This window comes from Allobosea sp. TAF32, from assembly GCF_052113585.1.
In the GTDB taxonomy this organism is placed as follows: Bacteria; Pseudomonadota; Alphaproteobacteria; order Rhizobiales; family Beijerinckiaceae; genus Allobosea.
This window is the reverse complement of sequence record NZ_JBFRDM010000009.1, coordinates 78,749-99,481: the sequence shown is the minus strand read 5'-3', so window position 1 is coordinate 99,481 and position 20,733 is coordinate 78,749. Positions and strand designations below refer to the sequence as shown.

Sequence of the window (20,733 nt, the reverse complement as noted above, 5' to 3'; positions counted from 1 at the left end):
TGTCAGAGCCGGTAGGAAACGCTGCGTTCGAGCCAGCCGAACGCCAGCTCCGCAAAGATCGCCAGAAGCGCGATCGGGATCGCCCCCACCAGGAGACGCGGCATGTCCATGATGGCGATGCCGGCATTGATGAAATCGCCCAGGCCGCCGCCGCCGATGAAGGATGCGAGGGCGGCTCCGCCGATGACCTGGATGGCCGCCGTGCGGACGCCGGAAAGGATTGAGGGCACGGCCAGCGGCAGTTCGATCTGCCAGAGAATCTCCGCTCGCCCCAGTCCCATCCCGTTGGCGGCATCAAGGACAGCCGGATCGACTTCCCGTATGCCGATGATCGTATTCAGCAGCAGTGGAGGGACGGCCAGAACGACCAACGCGATCACCGATGGCCAGAGGCCGATGCCCATGATCGGCATGGCGGCTGCCAGAATGGCGAGGCTCGGGATGGAGCGTGCGGCGCCGGCGACGTTGACCGTCACGAAGGCGGCGCGCGGCGATCTTGCCACGGCGACGCCCAACGGAAGGGCTATAGCCAGCGCGACGCCCAGCGAAATCAGGCTCATCGCCATATGCCGGTTGAACGCACCGGTGAACGTGCCGAGATTTGCGGCGATCCACTGAAAAGCTTCGATGACGATCATCGGGCTTGCCTCCCATTGCGCCGGCGCAGCGCCTTTTCCATCAATGTGAGGAAGTAGTCGGCCGACAGCGCGAGAGCCGAGGTCAGCAGCCCGCCGGCGATGATCTTTTCGGGGAACCTCTGGTCGATGCCCTGGAAGATGATGACGCCGAGACCGCCGGCATTGATGTAGGCGGCGACGGTCGCGATGCCGATGACCGTTACGACCGCGAGGCGGATTCCGCCGACGATGTACGGCATCGCGAGCGGCAGCTCGACCTCCCAGATCCTGCGGGCGGTCCCGTAGCCCATGCCGTGCGCCGCCTCGAGGATTTCATCCGGGATCGCCTGGAACCCCGTGCCGATGTTGCGGACCAGGATCATCAGCGAATAGGCGGCGAGCCCCAGGATCGCAGGCGCCGGCCCGATGCCCATCACGGGGATGAGCAAGGCGAACAGCGCGAGGCTGGGAATGGCGAAGAGGATGCTCGTCACCAGAATGATGCTGGTGAAAGTCCTTGGACGCCGGGCGGCCCAGATGCCGACGGCAAGCGAAACCACCAAAGCGATCCCCACCGAGGAGAAGACCAGGTACAGATGCTCCATCAATGCCTCGGCGAGCCGGGGGATATTCTTTGGAACCCAAGTCAAAACGATGCTCCTAGCTCTCAGGTCCCCTGGGAGACCCGCCCGTTACCTCTGCCGATCAAACGACGCAGCTCAGGCTGGTTGGCTCTGGCGTCACCACGCGGCGAGCCTCCGGTCGACCGCATCCGCGCGTTCGGCGAGGATCCGGTAGTCGGCCACGTCGGGATGCGCGAACCGCGCTAGGCCGAGCTGGCGCAGCAGCCCACGCCCGTCCTCGCACTCATGCGCCCGCAGCAGCGCCTGCCGCAGCGTGGACAGCATCTCGGCGGGCACGCCGGGAGACGAGACGAGCGGCGGACAGGGTGTCGGTTCAGTTGTCGCGACGATCCGCAGCCCGGCCAATGCGTCCGGCTGATGCATCGCCAACAATTCGTAGGCGTAGGCGTCGATCGGGCCCGCCTCGATGCGGCCGCAGCGCAGCGCCTCCACCACGCCGGAGGGGTTCAGTAGCGGCCCCACCGGCGACCGCCCGAGCAATTTCCCTTGCAGGAGGTCGGCAAGCAAGCCGCGCGGCGCGTGGTACCCCGACTGCGAATCCCGCACCGTCCATCCCCAGGTTGCGGTCCCAAGCTGCGCGGCCGATCTGATTGGGCCGTCTTCGGTCACGACGATGTGGCTGGCATAATAGGGTCGCCCGCCGGCCCACGGCGCTTCCGCCACGGGTGCGGCCAGGATCGTCGGACGCTGCGCCTCGCACCAGCGCGACAGGGGGAAGCCACACATGAACACGGCCCCCATGTCGCGCCGTTCCCAGAGTTCGGCGAGCGGCGCGGGCGAAGCGTGAGCGACGATGTCCAGCGCCACACCGGCCTCTTGGCTCAGCCACGCGAACAGGTCGTCCCACCGGACGCGCACGCCCGCCGAGACATTGTACATTCGCGAACAGGCGATGAGTTTGGCGTCGCTCATGATGCGGTCAGGCAAAACGGAGTTTCTGGCCGAGGTTCATGCGCTTCGCCTTCGCGACGATCGCCGCACCCAGCGCCACGTCCGTGCTGCTTAGTCCGCGATGCCAGAACAGGATGGTCTCGTCGTCGCTCTCGCGCCCCGGCTTGGCGCCGCAGACGATCTGTCCCATCTCGGCGTGCAGCGTCTCCAGGGTTACCTTGCCCTCGTCGACATGTCGGCGCAGCGCGCCGAAGGGACGTCCCGGCTGGCACTGGCCCCAGTCGTCGACGACGACCTTGTCCATGATGTCCGTGAGATCGAACTCCAGCGCGCTCATCGTTCCGTAGGGAACCACGAAGGCGCCCTTCTTCACCCAGCTTGTCTTGAACAGCGGCGTGGGCTCGGGCAGGCGGCTCGCCTCCACCATGATGTCCGCGCCCTTCAGGCAATCCTCCCAGTTGTCCGTCACGATGATTTTCTTGCCGAGATCCTTTTCCAGCCGTGCGGCAAAGCCCTCGCGGCTCTCGGGGCGGCGCGAATGGACACGGATCTCGTCGAAATCGAACAGGTGGTCGAGCAGGCGGACGTTCCAGTAGGACGTGCCGCGCGCGCCGACATGGCCCAGGATCTTGCTGTCCTTGCGCGCCAGATGCTTGGCGCCGAGCGCGGTGATCGCGCCGGTACGCATGTCGGTGATGGCCGTCGCGTCGATGATGGCTTTGGGCATGCCGGTGCGCGGATCGAACAGATTCAGCACTGCCATTTCGGAGGGCAAGCCGACCTTGTAGTTGTCGACGAAATCGCCGACCACCTTCACGCCGGCGTAGTCGAGCGGCTTCACATAGCCGCGCAGCACGTTGAAGTGCCCCTTGTCGGAGCTCTCGGGAACGAGGTGAACCCTAGGCTCGATCACCGTCTCGCCCCGCCCCTGCGCGGCCAGCGCTTCCGACACCGCATCGAGGATTTCGTCGTTGGTCAGCTCCAGCGCCTTGGTGTCCAAGGCGTTGATGTAGTCGATCCAGATTTCCTGCATTTCTCGTCTTCCCAGATTTCAGTTCGAATGGAAGGTCGCGCCCCCTCCTCTGCCGGGACTGCACCCGGCAGGGAGATCGGCATGCGCGTTCGCTGCCGGCCGCAGCCAACCGATAGGGGCCGGTTGCCGTGCTGTCGGGGTCGACGTCAGGGACGGTCCCTTGCCGAGCGGGAGGTCCCGGCCGGCAAGGGACCGGGCGTCAGCGGAGCAGGCCCTTGTCCTTCAGGAAGGACACGGCGACATCGCGAGGCTCTTCGCGGTCCTTCTCGACGCGGGCGTTGAGGGTGCGCATCGTCGCGTTGTCGATTTGCGTACCGACGGCCTCGAGCAGTTCGGCGATTTTCGGATTGGCCTCGAGCGTCTGACGGCGAACCACCGGGGCAACGTAGTAGGGTGGGAACAAACCCTTGTCGTCGTCCAGAGCCACGAGGTTTTGCGATACGATCTGCCAATCCGTCGCAGCGCCGTTCGCCCCGTCGATGTCCTTCTGCTGCAGCGCGTCATAGCGCAGGCCGAGCTTGGCGAACTGCTTGAATTCCTTGAATACCGCACCGTAGACCAGCTTCAGGCCCGGGAGGCCGTCCTTGCGTTCGGGGAATTCGGGCCCACCGCCGAAGACCATCGAACCTGACACCTTGGCAAGGTCGGAGAGGGTTTTGAGCTGGTTCTGCTGAGCCGTCTCGCGGCGCACGACGATGACGTAGCCGTTGTTGACCCCGGTTGGCCTCAACCAGATGAGGTTGAATTTCTTGGCGTAGAAATCCTTGACCTCATCATAGACCTTCTGCGGGTCGGTCGATGTCTCGCCCTTCACCACGGCCGACAGCGCCGTGCCGGTGTATTCCGGATAGAGATCGATCTGACCTGTGGTCAGCGCCTGGTGGGCGATGAGGGTGCCGCCGAGATTGATCTTGCGCTCAACCTTGAAACCGGCCTTTTCCAGCACGGCGGCATACATTTCGGCCAGGATGTACTGCTCGGTGAAATTCTTGCTGCCTACTTTGATCGGTTCCGCCGCAGCCAGCTGCAGTGTCGCTGCCGCCATCGCGATGGTTGCGACGATAGCCTTCGTGGTCCACTTCTTCATTGTTGTTTCCCTCTGTATTGCAGCGTTGGGTAGGCGTCTCCATTGGACCGGCCGGCTGCGCCTGGCCGTCTTCCTCCCGGGTCCTGCGGCTTCGTTCGGCCGTCCTGTCAGTCCCTCCCCGCCGGAGCGGCGTGCGAAATGGCGTCCGCGAGGCACATGAAATCCGGCCCCTGCGCCCGGTCCTCTCCCAGCGGGTCGACCAGGCTGCGCACGAAGCGGTAGGCATCGCCAGACCCGGCGCCGAGCTCGTCTTGCACGCCCCGCAGATCGACCGCCTGGGCGGAGGCTATGAGTTCGATCGCCACGAGGTAGCGCAGCCGCTCGACGATGGTCGCCGTCTTCGCCAGAACGCTCGGCGCCATCGAGGCCTGGTCCTCGACGCCGTCGGCGACAGGGATCGGCGTGAGCGAGACCGGCGCGGCGAGATGGCGGATTTCCGCCTCCAATGCCGACACGGTCTTCTGGACGGTGGCGAAGCCGGAGCGGTTCTGGCCCATCGAGGTCAGGAAGCGCGGCAGGTCCGACATGCCGGGCGACATGATCTTCATGGTCCGGTAGGCCGTCGCCGCTGCACAATGCGCCAGCGCCTGCCCCAGCCGTTCCCAGGCCAGAACGAAGGCCGTCAGGTCGAAGTTGGCGTGCGAGAGGATGAGCCCCTCCGAAGCCAGGACGACGGGGTTGTCGCCCGAGCTGGAGAGCTCGATCTCGGTCGCTTCCCTGGCCTCCGCCATAGCATGCGACAGCGCCCCCCAGACCTGCGGCGCGCAGCGATAGCTGAGCGGGTCCTGCAGACGCCGCGCCGCCCCCTCCGCGAGCAGCGAACTGCCTGAAAGGAGTTCCCGCAGGCGCGCCGCGACGGCCCGCTGGCCGAAGGCGGGCCGTGCCGCAAGGGCGCGGTCGTCGAAGGCAGTCGTATTGGCGCGAAAGCCTTCGAAGTTCAGCGCAACCGACAGCAGCGACCACTCGAACAGGCGTTCGATGTCATGGAGGACGAGGCAGGCCTGGGAGACCGACAGGCTGTTGGCGACGACGATCGCATGGCCGTCCTTCGGCCCAAGCGCGAGCGGCTCCAGGCCCGCCCTCTTCAGTGCTTCGAGGGCCGGCATCACCTCGCCGCCGAACTCCGCCTCGCCATAGCCGAGAAGCGCCCGCCCCATATGCGCGAGCGGGGCGAGGTCGGCGGCGCCGATCGAGCCGAGCGAGGGAACGACCGGATGGAAGCCGGCGTTCAGCGCCGCGACCATCGATCCGACGATGCGCGGCGAGACGCCCGAGCCACCCGCCGCCATGCCGGCGACCCGGACTGCCATCATCGCCCGGACAGCCTCGCGCGGCAAAGCCGCTCCTACGCCGACGGCGCGCGCCTGCGGCACCCTGATCTGGAAAGTGACGAGATCGTCGGCCGCGAGGCGCGTGTCCACACCGGCGCCGAGCCCGGTCGTGAGCCCATAGGCGGGCAGGTTCAGCTCGGCATAACGGTCGACGACAGCGCGCGCGGCAGCCATACGCTGCTCGACTTCGGGCGAGATTTCGATGCGGGCATCATGGCGCGCGATGGCGACGATGTCGCCGATCGTCGCCGGAGGGGTCTTCAACACCACGGTTTCGGGCGTGCTGGTCATGCTCTCGTTTCTTTCCGCCGGAGGCTGCCGGCGTCCGTCTTCGCTGAATGGGCTCGGAGGCGGCGCTTCTCGAACCGAATAGGGAAATTGGCTGGTCATGCGAGCCGCGCCACGCCGTTGTCGAGAACCGTCGCGCCGCGCGACGGCGCGGTGCATCGGAAGCGGATGTCCTGGCCGGAGCGCCACATCTGGAATTCCAGCGTGTCCCCCGGAAACGCCGGTGCGGTGAAGCGGGCGGCAATCGCGGCGAGCGCGGCAAGCCCGGAGCCGGAGGCCATCCGCGACAGCGCGTAGCCGGCATGTCCGAACGTGCATAGCCCGTGCAGGATGGGCCGGCGGAAACCACCCCTTTCGGCCGCCGCGGGATCGACGTGCAAGGGATTGAGATCGCCGTTCAGCCGGTAGAGAAGTGCCGCGTCCTCGGCGATGGCCAACTGGCAGGAGACGTCGGGTTGCCGATTGGGAACCGGCGGCAGCGGTTCGGGCGGCGTACCGGCGGAGCCACAGCCGCCGTCGCCCCGGCAGGCGTTGGTCTGCACGATCGACGCCACCGCCTCGCCGGTCGCCTCGTTCGACACGACGCGTTCGAATGCCGCGAACATGCCCTTGCCGGCACCCCGGTCGACAACCGACAGGCTTTGCGTATGTGACACCAGCGGCGTGTCGAGCGGCATCGGGCGATGGATGGTCAGGCGGTGCTCGGCGTGCACGACCTGGCTCCAGTCGACGCCCACCTGCTTCATCCATGGGCCCGCATGCGCCACGACGTTGGCGAGCGTCGGCGCCGTCGCCAGGTCGGCCTCGTAAAGGAAGCGCAGATGCGCGGGGTCCAGCGGTGCGCCGCCGTAACCCACGGACAGGGCGTAGAGGATCGCGTCCCTCGCCGTGACCGTCTGGCGCGTCTCGGGGATGGCGAAATCCAGGATCGAGCCGGCAGGAAGGCTCACGAACCGTCCCCCGTGCGCGGCGCCTGCTTGCGCACGCCGCCGCCCAGCCGCACCCCGCCATCGACCGACAGCAATTCTCCGGTGACGAAGTCGGCGCCCTCGACCAGCCACACCACGGCGCCGGCGACATCGTCGGGCGTGGCGACGCGGCCCAGTGGCGCCGTCTCGGAAAACCGCTGTGCCAGCGCGGAATAGGCCTCCGTACCGAGCGTCTGGCGCATCCAGCGCGTGTCGATCACGCCGGGGCAGACGGCGTTGACCCGGATGTCCGGCCCACAGGTGCGCGCAAGCGCCAGGGTCAGCGCATTCAGCGCACCCTTCGACGCGGTATAGGCGAGAGAGCTGCCTCCCCCGGTAAAGGCGACATTGGAGGAGACGTTGACGATGGCGCCGCCGCCGCTGGCCCGCATCGGCGGGATCGCCGCCCTGCACATCTGGTAGGCACCGATGACGTTAACGGCGAAGACGTCGTGGAAGTCGCCGGCGGACAGGGTTTCCAGGTCGAAGGGATTCGACTTCACCGTCATGGCGGCGTTGTTGACGAGCGCGTCCAGCCGACCCCAACGCTCCACGACCGCGCCGACCATCGCCCGGCAGGCGCCGTCATCGGCGACGTCACCCTGCACCACGATGACCTCGGACCCGAGCGCCCGGCAGGCATCGGCAGTCTCGTCGGCCTCGGCCTTGCTGCGGTTGTAGTTGACCGCGACGCGCGCGCCCCGCTCGGCGAACTGCCGGACGGCGGCCGCGCCGACGCCCGTGGCCGAACCGGTGACGATGACAACTGCCTCGCGAATGTTCATGCGGCGAAGTCCTTCATTGCACGCGTCGCGTAGAGACGGGCATCCATCGTTGCGAGGTGATCGGCAATCGCGACGCCGTCCGGCAGCCGCTCGAGGACATGCTTCCTGACGTCGATGCCGGGGGCCACTTCGGTCAGCGTCAGCCGGCCGTCCAAGACCTTGAAGACCGCCCGTTCGGTGACGACAATCTGTGCCTGCCCGGCGGGCGCGAAGGTTGGGTCGGAGCTGACCTGCGCCACCCGGTCGACGATCTTGCACAGCCGCCCGTCGTTCACGATGGCGAGCCTGCCGTCGCGGATCTCGATCTCGGTGCCGCCGGTCGAGAACGCGCCGACATAGACGATGCGGCGCGCCGTCTGTGAAATGTTGGTGAAACCACCGACGCCGACGATCGACTTGCCGAAGCGGCTGACGTTGACCGCGCCGCGCACGTCCACTTCGGCCATGCCGAGGAAGGCGATGTCGAGGCCGCCGCCGTCGTAGAAGTCGAACTGGGATGCCTGCGGGATCACCGACGATGGATTGATCGCAGCGCCGAACGACAGTTCCTCGGCGGGCACGCCGCCGATGACACCGGATTCGATGGTGACCGTATAGCCGTCGAGCCCCTCTTCGCTGGCGATGCGTCCGATGCCAGCCGGGATGCCGATGCCGAGATTGATGACCGGGCGATCGAGCCCGAGCAGTTCCTGGAAGGCGCGGCGCTGGATGACCTTGTCCACCGACAGCGCAAGCGGCTCGAGACTGCCGGCGGCGGCTTGCAACCGGCCGGTATAGGAGGGGTTGTCGGTCTCGCCGAAGCTGATGCCGTGCTGGGCCGGATCCTCGCAAACCACGACATAGTCGACCAGGGTGCCGGGAATGCGCACATCGCCGGGCGCCAGCGAACCGCGCCGGGCGACCTGCTTGACCTGCACCATCACCACGCCGCCGGAATTGCGCCCTGCCTGGGCCATCGCCAGCACGTCGAGCGGGAACGCTTCGTCCTCCATCGTAACGTTCCCGTCCTCGTCGGCCGTCGTGCCACGCAGCATCACGCAGTCGAGTGGCATGGACGGGTAGAGCAGCCAGTCCCGGCCGCGCAGGGACACGCGCTCGACGAGGGTCTCGCGCGTCGAGGCGTTCATCCGCCCGCCGCCGCTGTTCGGGTCCATGAACGAGCCCAGCCCGATATGGGTGATGACGCCCGGCTGGCCGGCGGCAATCGCCCGATACAGCTGGGCGATGACCCCTTGGGGCCAGCAATAGGCTTCGATCTTCTCTTCGAGGGCGAGATTGCCGAGACGCGGGGTTCCGCGCCAGCCGCCGGCTATGACGCGCTTGACCAGCCCCTCATAGCCAAAATGGCCCATCCCGCGGGTCTTGCGGTCGCCGGCACTGGCGGCAAAAAGTAGGGTCAGGTCGCGAGGCGCGGCTTCGGCGAGGTACCTGTCCTCGACCGCGGCGGTGATCGCCTCGGGATGGCAGCATCCTCCGAAACCGGAGACAGCAACGCTCATCCCGTCGCGCAGCCGAGCGGCCGCCTCGCGGGCAGTTATGATACGCATTGGTTCCCCTGAAGGTCTTCTTATCGGGGTAGCCAAGCACAGCTTCCGACCGCTGAGAAGGCCCCTATGACCTCGCGTCAAGGTGTATATGTTTTGGGATATCCCAGAATCTGCAGACTAGCGTACGGTATGCACCATCGCGGCCTACGTTTCGATTCATTTTCGAGCAATATCAGCTACTTAGATGAAATGAGCATAGTTCGGCGCAGCATTGGGAAAAATTTCGAAAATCGCCAATTGGAAGGGAGGATCGTTCTAATCACCATTTCCGAACGATAGGGCGAAATGCGCAGCCGTCCGCTCCCACGGCGATGCCGATCGTACCTCCCAACCTGCTGGCGCTATTTCGCCTTGTCGCCATAGCCCAGCCCCGCGAGCACCTTCAGGATGGCGCGGGCGGTCTGGCGTCCACTCTCGTTCTTGCCGCAGACGAGCCAATAAGGCAGAGCCAATTCGGAAGGCAGCGGGATTTGGCGCAAGTCGCCGCGGATTCGGGCGACCGATTCCGACGGCAGGACCGAAACAGCCCCGTGATGCAGAACGAGATTGATGATGACGGGCATCGAATCCAGCTCGATCACCTTCAGCCTGTCGAGCTCGGTTTCGGTAAGGGTTTCAGCCAGCAGGCGATTGATGATCTGGCGTAGCCCGCTTCTTGGGCTCGGGACGGCGATGGGTGAGCCAAGCACGATCCTGGCCAGGTCGTCCCTGCCCTCCCCCAGTTCGATGACCTCCGACGGACCAACGAGCGACAGCGGCGACCGGGCGATCAGATAGCTCTCGAAATCCGTCGGGACGGTGACGCTGTTCAGGAGAACCGCATCGTAGGTGCCGCTCTTCAGGCCGGCGATGAGCCCTTCGGTCGTCGTGCTGGCCACCAGAAGGGGTTGGCGGGGCTTGTCGTTCATCCAGGTCGCGACGAGCGAGGCGAGCAGCGTCGCGACGAAGCTGTCGTGGCCCATGGGGATGATCGAGCCAAGCCGGATCGTCGCGGCACTGCGGCGGGAACGTCCGGCGGCCGAATGTGCAAGTTCGCTCCATATCGCTTCGAGAGCACGTGTCGACCTTACCAGCCGCTTTCCCGCCTCCGTCATCGTCGAGCCGGCGACGTGGCGATTGAGCAGACGACAGCCGAGCGTCGCTTCGACATGCGCGATCTGGCGGGCAAGCTGGGGTTGGCCCAGCCCAAGAGACTTGGCCGCCCGGCGGATGCTGCCGGTTTCGGCGACATGTGCAAAGCGGGTCAACGCGCTCAGGCTCAGCGAAATGTCGCGCCGATTGCCGATCGCCATGATGTCCTGGACGTGGTCGGCGAGCTGCTTGATGGCAGGAGAAAGCCTCTCAGCCTCGAGAGTCAGGACAACGCTCGTCCCAGCCTTCTGCACAAGCGGCACCGAAATCTCGCTCTCAAGCCGGTCGACCGCCGCGGCAATGCTCGAAACCGGCTTCCTCATCACCCGGGCAGTGCCCCGGATGCTCCGTTCGCTCATCACCCTATGGACAATTTGAAGCGTAGAAGTATCCATCCCTAGACCTGTCAGCGCCTGTGTTGCCGAGAATAGCCCCTGCTGCTCAATCTTGTTTTAGGCCGGACCAGGTTCTGGAATCACATTGGCGCACGAACGGGAGTGATCCGGGTTTGACCCGCCCCCCACCCGACCGGCCCGATGCGATTGTTAGTGGACGGTCTGCCTCGGCGCCAGGGCCGGTCTCGCGGCCGGCAGTTCTCGATCGAGGACGGCTTCGGAGCGAATTCTCGCCTTCCGATGGGATGACGTCGACCATGCGGATGTGAAGGGATCGCGGACAGGCATGCGGTTTCGCACGAGCCGCACGATCGCTAGACGTCCCGTTTGCCGACGAACTGCGACACGGCCAGCAGCAGCGACGTCATCACGATCATGATCGTCGAGATCGCCGCGATGGTCGGGTCGATCTGATCGCGCAGCGCCAAAAACATCATCCGCGTCAGAGTCGCATTGTCGCCGCCCGAGACGAACAGCGCAACGACGACCTCGTCGAAGGAGGTCAGGAACGACAGGACCGCGGAGGTGACGAGGGCGAAACCGATCTGGGGGGCGGTCACCTGCAGGAAGGCCTGCGTCCGCGTGGCGCCAAGACTGCGCGCGACCCGCTCCTGATCGAGATCGAAGCTCTTCAGGGCCGAGCCCACGATCATCATGACGATCGGCACCGCCAGCATCGTATGCGCCAGCACGATGCCGAGGAAAGAATTGACCATCTTGAGCTGCACATAGGCATAGAACAGCGCGATGCCGACGAGGATGACCGGCACGATCGTCGGCGTCAGCAGCGCAAGGATCGCAAGCCCCGCGAAGCGCAGCCGCGAGGCGTGCAGGCCGTAGGCCGCGAGCGTGCCTAGTGGCGTCGCAAGCAGCGCCGTGCAGAAGCCGGCCTTGAAGGAGGTCGCGGTCGCCGCCATCCAGCTCGATGAGGAGAAATAAGCCTCGTACCAGCGCAGCGACCATTCCCGCGGCGGGAACTCCAGATATTGCGACTGGGAGAAGGACATCGGGATGACGATCAGCGTCGGTATGGCCAGGAAGGCCAGGACCAGCGCGCCGAGCCCATAGAGCCAGAGGCGCGCGCGATGGCTGATCTGCGTGTCGCTGGCGGGACGATCGAGCCAGCTCATCTCAGTGCCCTGCCCCGAACAGGCCGGCACCGCGCGACAGGCGCGCCGCCAGCACCAGCACGGCGAGCGTGATCACCAGGAGCACGACGCCGAGCGCGCTCGCAGCGCCCCAATTGAAGAAGAGTTCGATATCGTTGGCGATGCGGTTCGAGACCATCGTTACCTTGCCGCCGCCGAGCATGGCGGGCGTCACGTAGAAGCCGAGGCAGAGCACGAAGACGAGCGAGGCGCCAGCCGCGAGCCCCGGCAGCGAGAGCGGAAAGAACACCGTCCAGAAGCCATGGACCGGCGTCGAGCCGAGGCTGGCGGCAGCGCGCAGCAGGTTGCGGTCGATCGCGCGCATCGTGCCGTAGAGCGGCAGGACCATGAAGGGCAGCATGATATGGACCATGCCGATCAGCGTTCCGCCGAGATTGTGCACGAGTTGCAAAGGTTCGCTCCAGAGGCCGAGCTTCATGCCCCATGTGTTCACCAGCCCGCTGCGCTGGAGCAGCACGAGCCAGGCATAGGTACGCACCAGAAGCGACGTCCAGAACGGCAGGAGCACCGCGATCATGCAGAGATTGGCGGCCCGTCGCGGCAGCTGCGACAGGAAGTAGGCCAGGGGATAGCCGAGCATGATGCAGATCAGCGTGGTTGCGAGGCTGATCTCGAAGGTGGTCAGGAAGGTCCGGCCATAGGAGGGCTCGGCCAGCATGCGCCGGTAATTCTCAAGGCTCAGCGCGCCGCTATCGTCGAGGAATGACAGGCCGAACAGCCAGCCGACCGGAACGAGCATGGTGATGGTGACGAGCAGGAGCGCGGGCGCGGCCAGCCCCGCCAGCCCCATGCGCTCGCGCCACTGGTCGCGCCGCAAGCCTGCGGCGTGGTCATCCCCGGCCGGGCCGGCGGACGCGAAAGTGCCAGCGGTCGTCACGACGCGCCCCGCGCCTCGCCCGGCAGCAGCACGGTGTCGGAGACGGCGATGCCGATGCGGATGGGCGTCCCGGGTGCAGGCGGCGGCCCCTCGCCGCCGCGGGTCGTCAGGCGCAGCGCAACCGGGCTGCCGTCGCCGAGCGCCGCCTGCAGCAGCAGCGTGTCGCCTTGGTAGACGGCGCCGGTCACGCGGCCGTCGAAGCAGTTCATCCCCTCGCCTTCGCCTGGCCCCAGCCGATGCAGACGCTCCGGCCGCAGCACCATCGTGCAGCGCCCGTGCTGCATTGGCAGGTTCTTGGCGCGGATGGTCGCGCCGCCGGCCCTGGCGGCGCCGTCGGTCACCGCGACGTCGAGGAAGGAGGATTCGCCGATGAACTCGGCGACGAAGCGGCTGCGGGGATCGTCATAGATCGCGCGCGGGGTGTCGATGCGGGCGATGCGGCCGCGGTCGAGGATGGCGACGCGGTCTGACATGGTCAGCGCCTCGCGCTGGTCGTGCGTGACATAGACGGTGGTCGTGCCGAGGCGCTCATGGAGCTGGCGCAACTCGATCTGCATGCGCTCGCGCAACTGCTTGTCCAAAGCCGAGAGCGGTTCGTCCATCAGGATGATGCGCGGCTCGAAGACGATGGCGCGGGCGAGCGCGACGCGCTGGCGCTGGCCGCCGGAGAGCTGGTCGATACGGCGGCTGCCGAAGCCCCCGAGCTGGAACATCTCAAGCGCCGCCTCGACCCGACGCGCGGTCTCGGCCGCCGGCACGCGCCGCAGCCGCAAGGGGAAGCCGACATTACCAGCGACATCCATGTGCGGGAACAGCGCGTAGTTCTGGAAGACCATGCCGATCTCGCGCTTGTGCGGCGCGAGACGAACGACCTCGCGCTCGCCGAAGCGGATGCTGCCCTTGTCGGGCCGCAGGAAGCCGGCGATCGCCATCAGCAGCGTCGTCTTGCCCGAGCCGGACGGGCCGAGCAGGGTCAGGAACTCGCCGGGCCGGACATCGAGATCGATCTCGTCCAGAACCGGCACCGCGCCATAGGCCTTGCTCAGCCGGCGGACCGCGATCGGCAGGGCCGTCGCGGAACCCGGTACTGAAGCGGCCGCATCGCGCGGCCGCTCGTGGTCGCCGGCCAGCCTCATTCGGTCAGCATGTTCTGGTAGGCGGAGGAGGCCTGGGCTTCGTACTTGATGTACCAGTCCAGATCGATCGTCAGCTGCTTGCCGGCATTGTCGGGATGGGACGGCAGCGTCTTGGCATAGGCCGCGTCGATCGCGCCACCCTCATAGGCCTTGTTGTTGGTCGGGCCGTAGGTGATGTATTTCGTGAACTCGGCCTGGTATTGCGGTTTGCTGATCTCGGCGAGGAATTTCATCGCCAGGTCCTTGTTCGGCGCGCCTTTGGCGACCGCGAAGCAGTCATAGTCGAGCAGGCCCTGGTTGAAGGTGTAGGCGACCTTTGCGCCGTCCTTGGCGGCGACGTCGAAACGGCCGTTCCAGCCGGTGATCATGTCGACCTCACCGTCCTTCATCAACTGGGCATGCTGCGCGCCCGAACTCCACCAGACCGCGATATGAGGCTTGAGCTCGCGGATCTTCTTGATCGCGCGCTCGATGCCGCCGGGCTGGGACAGGACCTCGTAGACCTTCTCGGCGGGAACGCCGTCGGCCATCAGCGCCGGCTCCAGCGCGCCGGCGACGCCCTTGCGATAGGAACGCTTGCCGGGGAATTTCTTGACGTCCCAGAAATCGGCCCAGCTCTGTGGGCCGTTCTGGCCATAGGTCTTGGTGTTCCAGGCGAGCACGGTCGAGAACACGTCGCCGCCGACGCAGTAATCCTGCGCCGTACCGGGCAGGAAATTCGAGGTGTCGATCACCTTGTAGTCGAGCTTCTCCAGGATGCCCTCGGCGCCGGCGCGGGCCGCGCTGCCCGAGCCGCTGGCGACGACGTCCCAGGTCACGGCGCCGGCCTTCACCTTGAGGCGCAGATCGGCGATGCTGGTATAGGTCTCCTCCTTGATCTTGATGCCCAGCGCCTTGGCGGCGGGCTGGAACAACGCCTTGCTCTGCCCCTCCTGATAGGAGCCGCCGAAGGAGACGACGGTCAGTTCCTGCGCCAAAGCGGGCGCAGCGCTCAGCAGGCCCAGGATGAGGGCCAGGGCGGTTCTCGTCGGCGTCATCGGCTGGCGCGGCATGTGTCGGTTCTCCCTTTGAACGATACGTTCTTGTTCAGTGCGTTCCCTGGCGATGTGAGCGCGGTTGGCCCGGCAAACGGCGTCCACACTCCCTGCCTTATGCAGAGTTCGGCGAAATTGGTCTGGCGATAAGGTCCACTCTGAGAATTCGGGGCGGCCACTCCAGCTGCGTCAGCGGGCCATTCGATCGAGCAGGTTGTAGTAGAGCACCGAAGGCGCGAGGAACCACGGCTTGCCGCTGTAGAAGGGTCGCGTCTGGAAGGGCAGGCCGTCGAAAGCGGTCTTGCCCTCAGCCAGGCCGAGCACCTGCTGGCCGAGCCGCATGCCGAGATAGCTCGCCATGCCGACGCCCGAGCCGCAATAGCCCATCGCATAGTGCATCCCGTCATGGCGGCCGATATGCATCAGCTCGTCGAAGCTGTAGGCGACGAAGCCGCACCAGGAATGGCTGATCTTGCTGGCCGCGAGTTCCGGGAATATCCCGCTCATGGCGGCGTGCAATTTCGGCCCGCTGCGGCGCGGATCGGTCTCGCTCAGCGAGACGCGGCCGCCGAAGATGATCCGCCGCCTGTCCGGCGAGGCGCGATAGTAATAGACCACCTTGCGGGTGTCGCTGACGATGCGGTTGCGCGGGATCAGCCTGTCGACCAGCCCCGGATCGAGCGTCTCGGTCGCGATGACATAGCTGCCGATCGGGATGACGCGGCGGCGCAGCCAGCCGGTCAGCGGCCCCGTATACCCGTTGGTGGCGATGACGACGTCGCGGGTGCGGATCATGCCGCGCGGCGTCTGGACCAGGAAATCCTGCCCGATCCGCTCGATGCCCGTCGCCGGGCAATGCGGCACGAGTTCGGCACCGGCCGCGACGACGCGCTGCAACAGCCCCTGATGGTAGCGGGCCGGGTTGATCGAGGCGTGGCTCTCATAGACGACGCCACCATGGTAGAGATCGGAGCCGATCTCCGTGCGCTGCTCTGAACGCGGCACGACATGGCAGGCGACTTCGAGCCCCTTCGGCTGGGTTCCGACACTGCGGGCCAGCTCCTCATATTTGCCCGGCGCATGCGCCGCGTGGAAACGGCCAACGACGCCGAAATCGCAGTCGATCTCCTCGTCACGGACGAAGTCGCCAATGAAGCGCAAGGAGTTCCGGCCCTCCTGCATGATCGCGAAGGCGCGCTTCTCGCCATGGCGCCGAACCAGCTCGGCATGGCCGGGCTTCACGCTGGTGGAGATCTGCCCGCCATTGCGGGTACTGCAGCCGAAGCCGGCGGCCTCCGTGTCGAGCACGACGGTACGACGCCCGCCACGCGTCGTCTGGAGCGCCGCCTGCAGGCCGGTATAGCCGGAGCCGACGATGACGACCTCCGCCTGTGCAGGGGGATCGGTCCGCGGCAGGTCGGGCCGGGGCACCTCATCCCACCAATAGGGCGCAGCCTTGAAATCGCTCGCGAACAGATCGCTCGGCATCGTCTTCGTCATCCCCCCGGATCAGACTCGCGCCACTACACTCTTGAGCTTGCAGTAGCTGCGCAAGCCCGCCATGCCTTTTGCGCGGCCGAAGCCGGACTTGCGATTGCCGCCGAAGGGCATCGCGATGCCGCCGGCAAAGAACTCGTTGATGTAGACCTGGCCAGCATCGACCGCCCTTGCGAAACGCCAGGCCTTGGCGTGATCGCGCGTGTAGATGCCCGCCACCAGCGCATAGGAGGTGGCATTGGCGGCGGCGATCGCTGCCTCGAAATCCGCGACGATCTGGACCGTCAGCACCGGGCCGAAGATTTCCTCCTGCACCAGCGGATCGTCAGGGCCATCAGCGAGCACGATGGTCGGCTGGTAGAACCAGCCGCCACCGCAATCCTCCGGCGGCACGATTGCGCCTCCGGCCAGGATGCGGTTCCCGGCGGCGCGGGCGCGGTCGACATGGGCATCGACGCGCGCCAGCTGCGCCGGCGAGTTGATCGGCCCGATCCCGGCATCGCTCAGGCCATGGCCCGGCCGCAATGCCTGCGCGCTTGCGGCGAGGCGTTCGAGCAGGGGCTGCGCGATCGCTTCCTCGACGATCAGGCGCGAGCCGGCCGAGCAGATCTGCCCGGCATTCTCGAAGATCGCTTCCATGACCCCGGCAACGGCCGCGTCGATATCGCAATCGGCGAGCACGACGAGGGGAGACTTTCCGCCAAGCTCCAGCACGAGCCGGGTGACATGCTCGGCCGCGGCGCGCATCACGCGCTGCCCGGTCGCAACCGAGCCGGTGAAGGTGATGTGATCGATGCCGGGATGGGCGACGAGGGCTGCGCCCGCCTCAGTGCCGGTCCCGGCGACGACATTGAGCACGCCTTCCGGCAGACCGGCCTCGTCAAGCAACTCCGCCAGCATGAGCGTGGAGAAAGGCGTCTGCTCGGCTGGCTTGACCACGAGTGAGCAGCCGGCGGCGAGCGCTGGCGCAATCCCGCGCGCGGCAGTCGAGAGCGGGTAGTTCCAGGGCACGATCTGGGCGGCGACGCCGACCGGCTCCTCGATCGTCAATCCGATATGGTCGGGGCCGAGCGGCATGCTGTCGCCATGCAGCTTGTCGGCCGCGCCGGCACAATAGGCGAAGGCCTTCACGACGCCGCCGACATCGCCCTCGGCCTCAACGAGCCGCTTGCCGGAATCGAGGGTCTCGACCACGGCGAAACGGGCCGAGCGCTCCGCGATCAGGCGGCTTGCGCGCATCAGAATTTCGCCCCGCGCGGCCGGGCCGAGACGCGACCACGGGCCGGAGAGAGCCCTACGCGCCGCCGCCACCGCACGGTCGATATCCTCGGCACCACCGGCTGCGACCAAGGCGAAAACCTTGCCCCGACCGGGATCGAAGCTCTCCATCCGCCGCCCGGAGACGGACTCGGCGAAGCGCCCCTCGATGAAATGCCCGCTCGGCAGGCCGGCGAGCGTACCCGTCCGCTGGGCTTCGCCGATGAGCTCGGCGCGGTCCACGATCACGTGCCGATCTCCGTGACCTGATAGGCGGCCTTGTCGAGCCAGGACGGCTCAATCTCGACGCCCCAGCCCGGCCCGTCGGGGATCGCGACCATGCCGTCGCGCGCCTGCGGCGGGTTGCGCAGAAGGCCCTGCTCCCAGGGGTAATAATCCGGTCCCTCGATGGAGAACTCGACATAGGGCCCGGCATTGGCGAGCGCGCCCATGATGTGCAGCGTGAACACCGTCACCAGAGACTGGTTGGCCGAATGCGGCGTCACTGGCAGGCCGGCGGCCTCGGCCCAGCGCGCCACTTTCAGCATCCGCCCGACGCCGCCGATATAGCAGATGTCCGGCTGCACGACGTCGACCACGCCGCCGTCGATCATGGCGCGCCAGACGGCGAGGTCGCAGTCCTGCTCGCCGCCGGTCACGTCGAGATCGAGCGCCTCGCGGACCTCGCGCGTCCAGGCATGCTCCCAATAGGGGCAAGGCTCCTCGAAATGGACGATGCCGTGATCCTGCAGCATCTTGCCCACAGCAATGGCCTTGGCCGGCGAATAGCCGCTATTGCCGTCGACGAGCAGCGTCGCCTCGGCGCCGAGCGCCCGCCTGATCTGCGGCACGATCGCGTCCGTCCGCCCCGGCCATTCGTCGATATCGCGGCCGCATTCCCGCCCGACCCGGAACTTGAAGGCGCGATAGCCGTGGGCGTCGCGCAGGCGCCGGAAGCGCTCGGCCTCCGCCTCCGGCGTGATCTCGCCGCGCTTCATGCTGGAGGCGTAGACCGGGAAGGGACGCGGCGTGCCGCCGAGCAGTTCGCAGACGCTCTTCCGCTCGATCCGCCCGCGCAGGTCCCATAGGGCCGTATCGAGCCCCGTCATGGCGCGGCAGAGATAGGAGCCCGGAAACTTGTGCTCGCGCTCGCCGATGGTCGCGACGAGTTCGTCGACGGCGAAGGCGTCTTCGCCGACGGCCCAGCGCGCGACCTGCCGGTGGAAGACGGTCGCGGTGATGTCGGCATTATAGGGCGAGAACTGGCCCCAGCCCTGGCTGCCATCCTCGCATGTCGCGCGGACGAAGCCGACGTCCTGGGTCGAGAAGCTTTCGAGCCGGGTGATCTTCATCGCTGGCGCTGTCCCGTTTCGCGATCGCCGACCGGCGAACCGCGGACAGCTTCGGCGCAAGGAGGGACTTGAATTGGCCTGATCCCAAGGTCCATTCTCGTCAAACTGACAGTCCACTCTCAAACGAGGCGCCATGGTCAAACGCGAGGAAGGCGCCCTGCTCCAGTCGATCGTGCTCGACCGCGCGGGCGAGCATGGGCTCAGCGTCCAGATCTGCGCGGGCTTGCGCGAACTGATCCTCGGCGGCACCCTCAAGGTCGGCGAGCGCCTGCCGGCGACGCGCACGCTGGCGCAGGAATTCAGGGTTGCCCGCACCACCATCGTCGAGAGTTTCGAGCGGCTCGCCGCCGAAGGGCTGATCGAGACCCGCGTCGGCTCCGGCACCTATGTCAGCCAGGCGCTGGCTAACGAGCGCCCTGCTCCGGCCGCCGCGGCCGTTGCCGCGCCCACCGCGCGGGTCAAGTTGGCGCAGGCGATGAACACGGCATCCAAGCTGTTCGGCACGCGCCTGCCGCACCAGCCCCGCGCCTTCACCACGGCGATGCCGGCCTTCGACGCTTTCCCGATGGCGCAATGGGCGCGGCTTTCCGGGAAGCACTGGCGCAAGGCGCGCCATCAGGTGCTCGGCTATCCCGATCCGCACGGTGCACGGCCGCTGCGCCAGGCCATCGCCGCGCATCTGCGGCTCAACCGCGGCATCGCCTGCGAATGGCAGCAGGTCTTCGTGGTGGCGGGAGCTCAGCAAGCTTTCCACCTGATCGCGGCCACGCTGCTCGATCCCGGCGACAAGGTCTGGTTCGAGGATCCCGGCGCGATCGGCGCGCGCAACAGCATGATCCAGTCGGGAGTCGAGATCGTGCCCGTTCCGGTCGACGAGGCCGGCCTCGTGGTCGAGGAAGGACTGCGCCGCGCGCCCGAATTCAGGCTCGCCTTCGTGACGCCTGCGCATCAGCAGCCGCTTGGCGCCAAGATGAGTCTGGAGCGGCGCCTCGCCTTGCTCGACGCCGCCGAGGCCAACGGCGCCTGGATCATCGAGGACGACTGGGACGGCGAATTCTGCTTCCAGGGCGCCCCGATGGCGACGCTGACGAGCATCGACCGCAGCGGCCGGGTGATCTATGTCGGGACCTTCTCGAAGACGCTGTTTCCCTCGCTGCGGCTCGGCTTCCTCGTCGCGCCGTCGCATCTGGTCGAGCAGATCGGCATCTGCCTCGAGGCCTTCTCGCCGGGCGTGCCGACGGCGCTGCAAGGCATCGTTGCGGATTTCATCGTCGAGGGGCATTTCGCGACGCATGTGAGACGCATGCGCAAGCTCTATCAGGAGCGCTACCAGGCGCTGGAAGAAGCGGCGCGCGAATATCTGGCGCCGGACCTGCAGGTGGTGCCCACGCAAACCGGCATGCATACCGTCGCCTTCCTCAGGGACAGGTTGGATGCCGTCGTACTGACACAGGCAGCGGCCCGTCGCGGCGTGACGGTCGCGCCGATCAGTCGCTTCTGCCTCGAACCCGTCGCGCGGGACGGTCTCGTGCTCGGCTTCAGCGGCTTCACGCCGGCGGAAATCCGGGCCGGTGCGCGCGACCTGCGCGGCAGCATCGACAGCCTCGCCGCAGGCGAGAACTGGACTGGCGTTTCAGCGGGAATGGCCCTTAGCGAGAGACCCAATTCTTCCTAGGAGCGGAGGCGGAAACGCT

18 protein-coding genes are annotated in these 20,733 nt (G+C 66.7%); 1 reads left to right on the top strand and 17 read right to left on the bottom strand.

The annotated features are described in order from the left end of the window. Positions 1–2: 2 nt before the first annotated feature. The 17 genes from AB4Z16_RS20335 to AB4Z16_RS20255 all read right to left on the bottom strand — a co-directional run bounded on the left by AB4Z16_RS20335 (position 3) and on the right by AB4Z16_RS20255 (position 19,039). Positions 3–638 (bottom strand): ABC transporter permease, encoded by a 636-nt coding sequence (locus tag AB4Z16_RS20335; RefSeq protein ID WP_441513167.1) that lies wholly within the window; start codon positions 636–638, stop codon positions 3–5. After that, positions 635–1,267, bottom strand: coding sequence for an ABC transporter permease (locus tag AB4Z16_RS20330; RefSeq protein ID WP_441513166.1), 633 nt, complete (start codon positions 1,265–1,267; stop codon positions 635–637). The genes AB4Z16_RS20335 and AB4Z16_RS20330 overlap by 4 nt, the downstream gene beginning before the upstream one ends. A gap of 90 nt (positions 1,268–1,357) precedes the next feature. Next, a complete protein-coding gene (locus AB4Z16_RS20325) occupies positions 1,358–2,173 on the bottom strand; it encodes a phosphate/phosphite/phosphonate ABC transporter substrate-binding protein (RefSeq protein ID WP_441513165.1) in 816 nt (271 codons plus the stop codon). Positions 2,174–2,180: 7 nt separating this feature from the next. Beyond that, positions 2,181–3,185 carry an ornithine cyclodeaminase family protein gene (locus AB4Z16_RS20320; RefSeq protein WP_441513164.1) on the bottom strand — a complete coding sequence of 335 codons (1,005 nt, stop codon included), beginning with the start codon at positions 3,183–3,185 and terminating at the stop codon, positions 2,181–2,183. A 199-nt stretch (positions 3,186–3,384) separates the two neighbouring features. Beyond that, a complete protein-coding gene (locus tag AB4Z16_RS20315) occupies positions 3,385–4,272 on the bottom strand; it encodes a glycine betaine ABC transporter substrate-binding protein (RefSeq protein ID WP_441513163.1) in 888 nt (295 codons plus the stop codon). A 107-nt stretch (positions 4,273–4,379) separates the two neighbouring features. Then, positions 4,380–5,894, bottom strand: coding sequence for an HAL/PAL/TAL family ammonia-lyase (locus AB4Z16_RS20310; protein ID WP_441513162.1), 1,515 nt, complete (start codon positions 5,892–5,894; stop codon positions 4,380–4,382). Positions 5,895–5,989: 95 nt separating this feature from the next. After that, positions 5,990–6,841, bottom strand: coding sequence for a MaoC/PaaZ C-terminal domain-containing protein (locus tag AB4Z16_RS20305; protein WP_441513161.1), 852 nt, complete (start codon positions 6,839–6,841; stop codon positions 5,990–5,992). Next, the gene (locus tag AB4Z16_RS20300) at positions 6,838–7,644 is read right to left on the bottom strand and encodes an SDR family NAD(P)-dependent oxidoreductase (protein ID WP_441513160.1); all 807 of its coding nucleotides are present in this window, start codon (positions 7,642–7,644) and stop codon (positions 6,838–6,840) included. Before AB4Z16_RS20300 ends, AB4Z16_RS20305 begins: the two co-directional genes overlap by 4 nt. Beyond that, a complete protein-coding gene (locus AB4Z16_RS20295; protein ID WP_441513159.1) occupies positions 7,641–9,191 on the bottom strand; it encodes an acyl CoA:acetate/3-ketoacid CoA transferase in 1,551 nt (516 codons plus the stop codon). Before AB4Z16_RS20295 ends, AB4Z16_RS20300 begins: the two co-directional genes overlap by 4 nt. A 341-nt stretch (positions 9,192–9,532) precedes the next feature. Next, the gene (locus AB4Z16_RS20290; protein ID WP_441513158.1) at positions 9,533–10,717 is read right to left on the bottom strand and encodes a LysR family transcriptional regulator; all 1,185 of its coding nucleotides are present in this window, start codon (positions 10,715–10,717) and stop codon (positions 9,533–9,535) included. 314 nt (positions 10,718–11,031) lie between these two features. After that, positions 11,032–11,847, bottom strand: coding sequence for an ABC transporter permease (locus AB4Z16_RS20285; protein WP_441513157.1), 816 nt, complete (start codon positions 11,845–11,847; stop codon positions 11,032–11,034). Between the two features lies 1 nt (position 11,848). Then, a complete protein-coding gene (locus tag AB4Z16_RS20280; RefSeq protein WP_441513156.1) occupies positions 11,849–12,763 on the bottom strand; it encodes an ABC transporter permease in 915 nt (304 codons plus the stop codon). Continuing rightward, positions 12,760–13,899 (bottom strand): ABC transporter ATP-binding protein, encoded by a 1,140-nt coding sequence (locus AB4Z16_RS20275; protein ID WP_441513155.1) that lies wholly within the window; start codon positions 13,897–13,899, stop codon positions 12,760–12,762. Before AB4Z16_RS20275 ends, AB4Z16_RS20280 begins: the two co-directional genes overlap by 4 nt. Then, the gene (locus tag AB4Z16_RS20270; RefSeq protein WP_441513154.1) at positions 13,896–14,951 is read right to left on the bottom strand and encodes an ABC transporter substrate-binding protein; all 1,056 of its coding nucleotides are present in this window, start codon (positions 14,949–14,951) and stop codon (positions 13,896–13,898) included. Before AB4Z16_RS20270 ends, AB4Z16_RS20275 begins: the two co-directional genes overlap by 4 nt. Before the next feature lie 171 nt (positions 14,952–15,122). Continuing rightward, the gene (locus AB4Z16_RS20265) at positions 15,123–16,433 is read right to left on the bottom strand and encodes an NAD(P)/FAD-dependent oxidoreductase (RefSeq protein ID WP_441513153.1); all 1,311 of its coding nucleotides are present in this window, start codon (positions 16,431–16,433) and stop codon (positions 15,123–15,125) included. A 9-nt stretch (positions 16,434–16,442) separates the two neighbouring features. After that, entirely contained in the window at positions 16,443–17,936 is a 1,494-nt protein-coding gene (locus AB4Z16_RS20260; RefSeq protein ID WP_441513152.1) for an aldehyde dehydrogenase family protein, read from the bottom strand. Next, positions 17,933–19,039, bottom strand: coding sequence for a mandelate racemase/muconate lactonizing enzyme family protein (locus AB4Z16_RS20255; protein WP_441513151.1), 1,107 nt, complete (start codon positions 19,037–19,039; stop codon positions 17,933–17,935). Before AB4Z16_RS20255 ends, AB4Z16_RS20260 begins: the two co-directional genes overlap by 4 nt. 133 nt (positions 19,040–19,172) lie before the next feature. On the opposite strand from AB4Z16_RS20255, the gene pdxR reads away from it, so the two are divergent. Beyond that, positions 19,173–20,714: a MocR-like pyridoxine biosynthesis transcription factor PdxR gene (gene pdxR / locus AB4Z16_RS20250; protein ID WP_441513150.1), complete on the top strand. Its 1,542-nt coding sequence runs from the start codon at positions 19,173–19,175 to the stop codon at positions 20,712–20,714. The last annotated feature ends 19 nt before the right edge of the window (positions 20,715–20,733 follow it).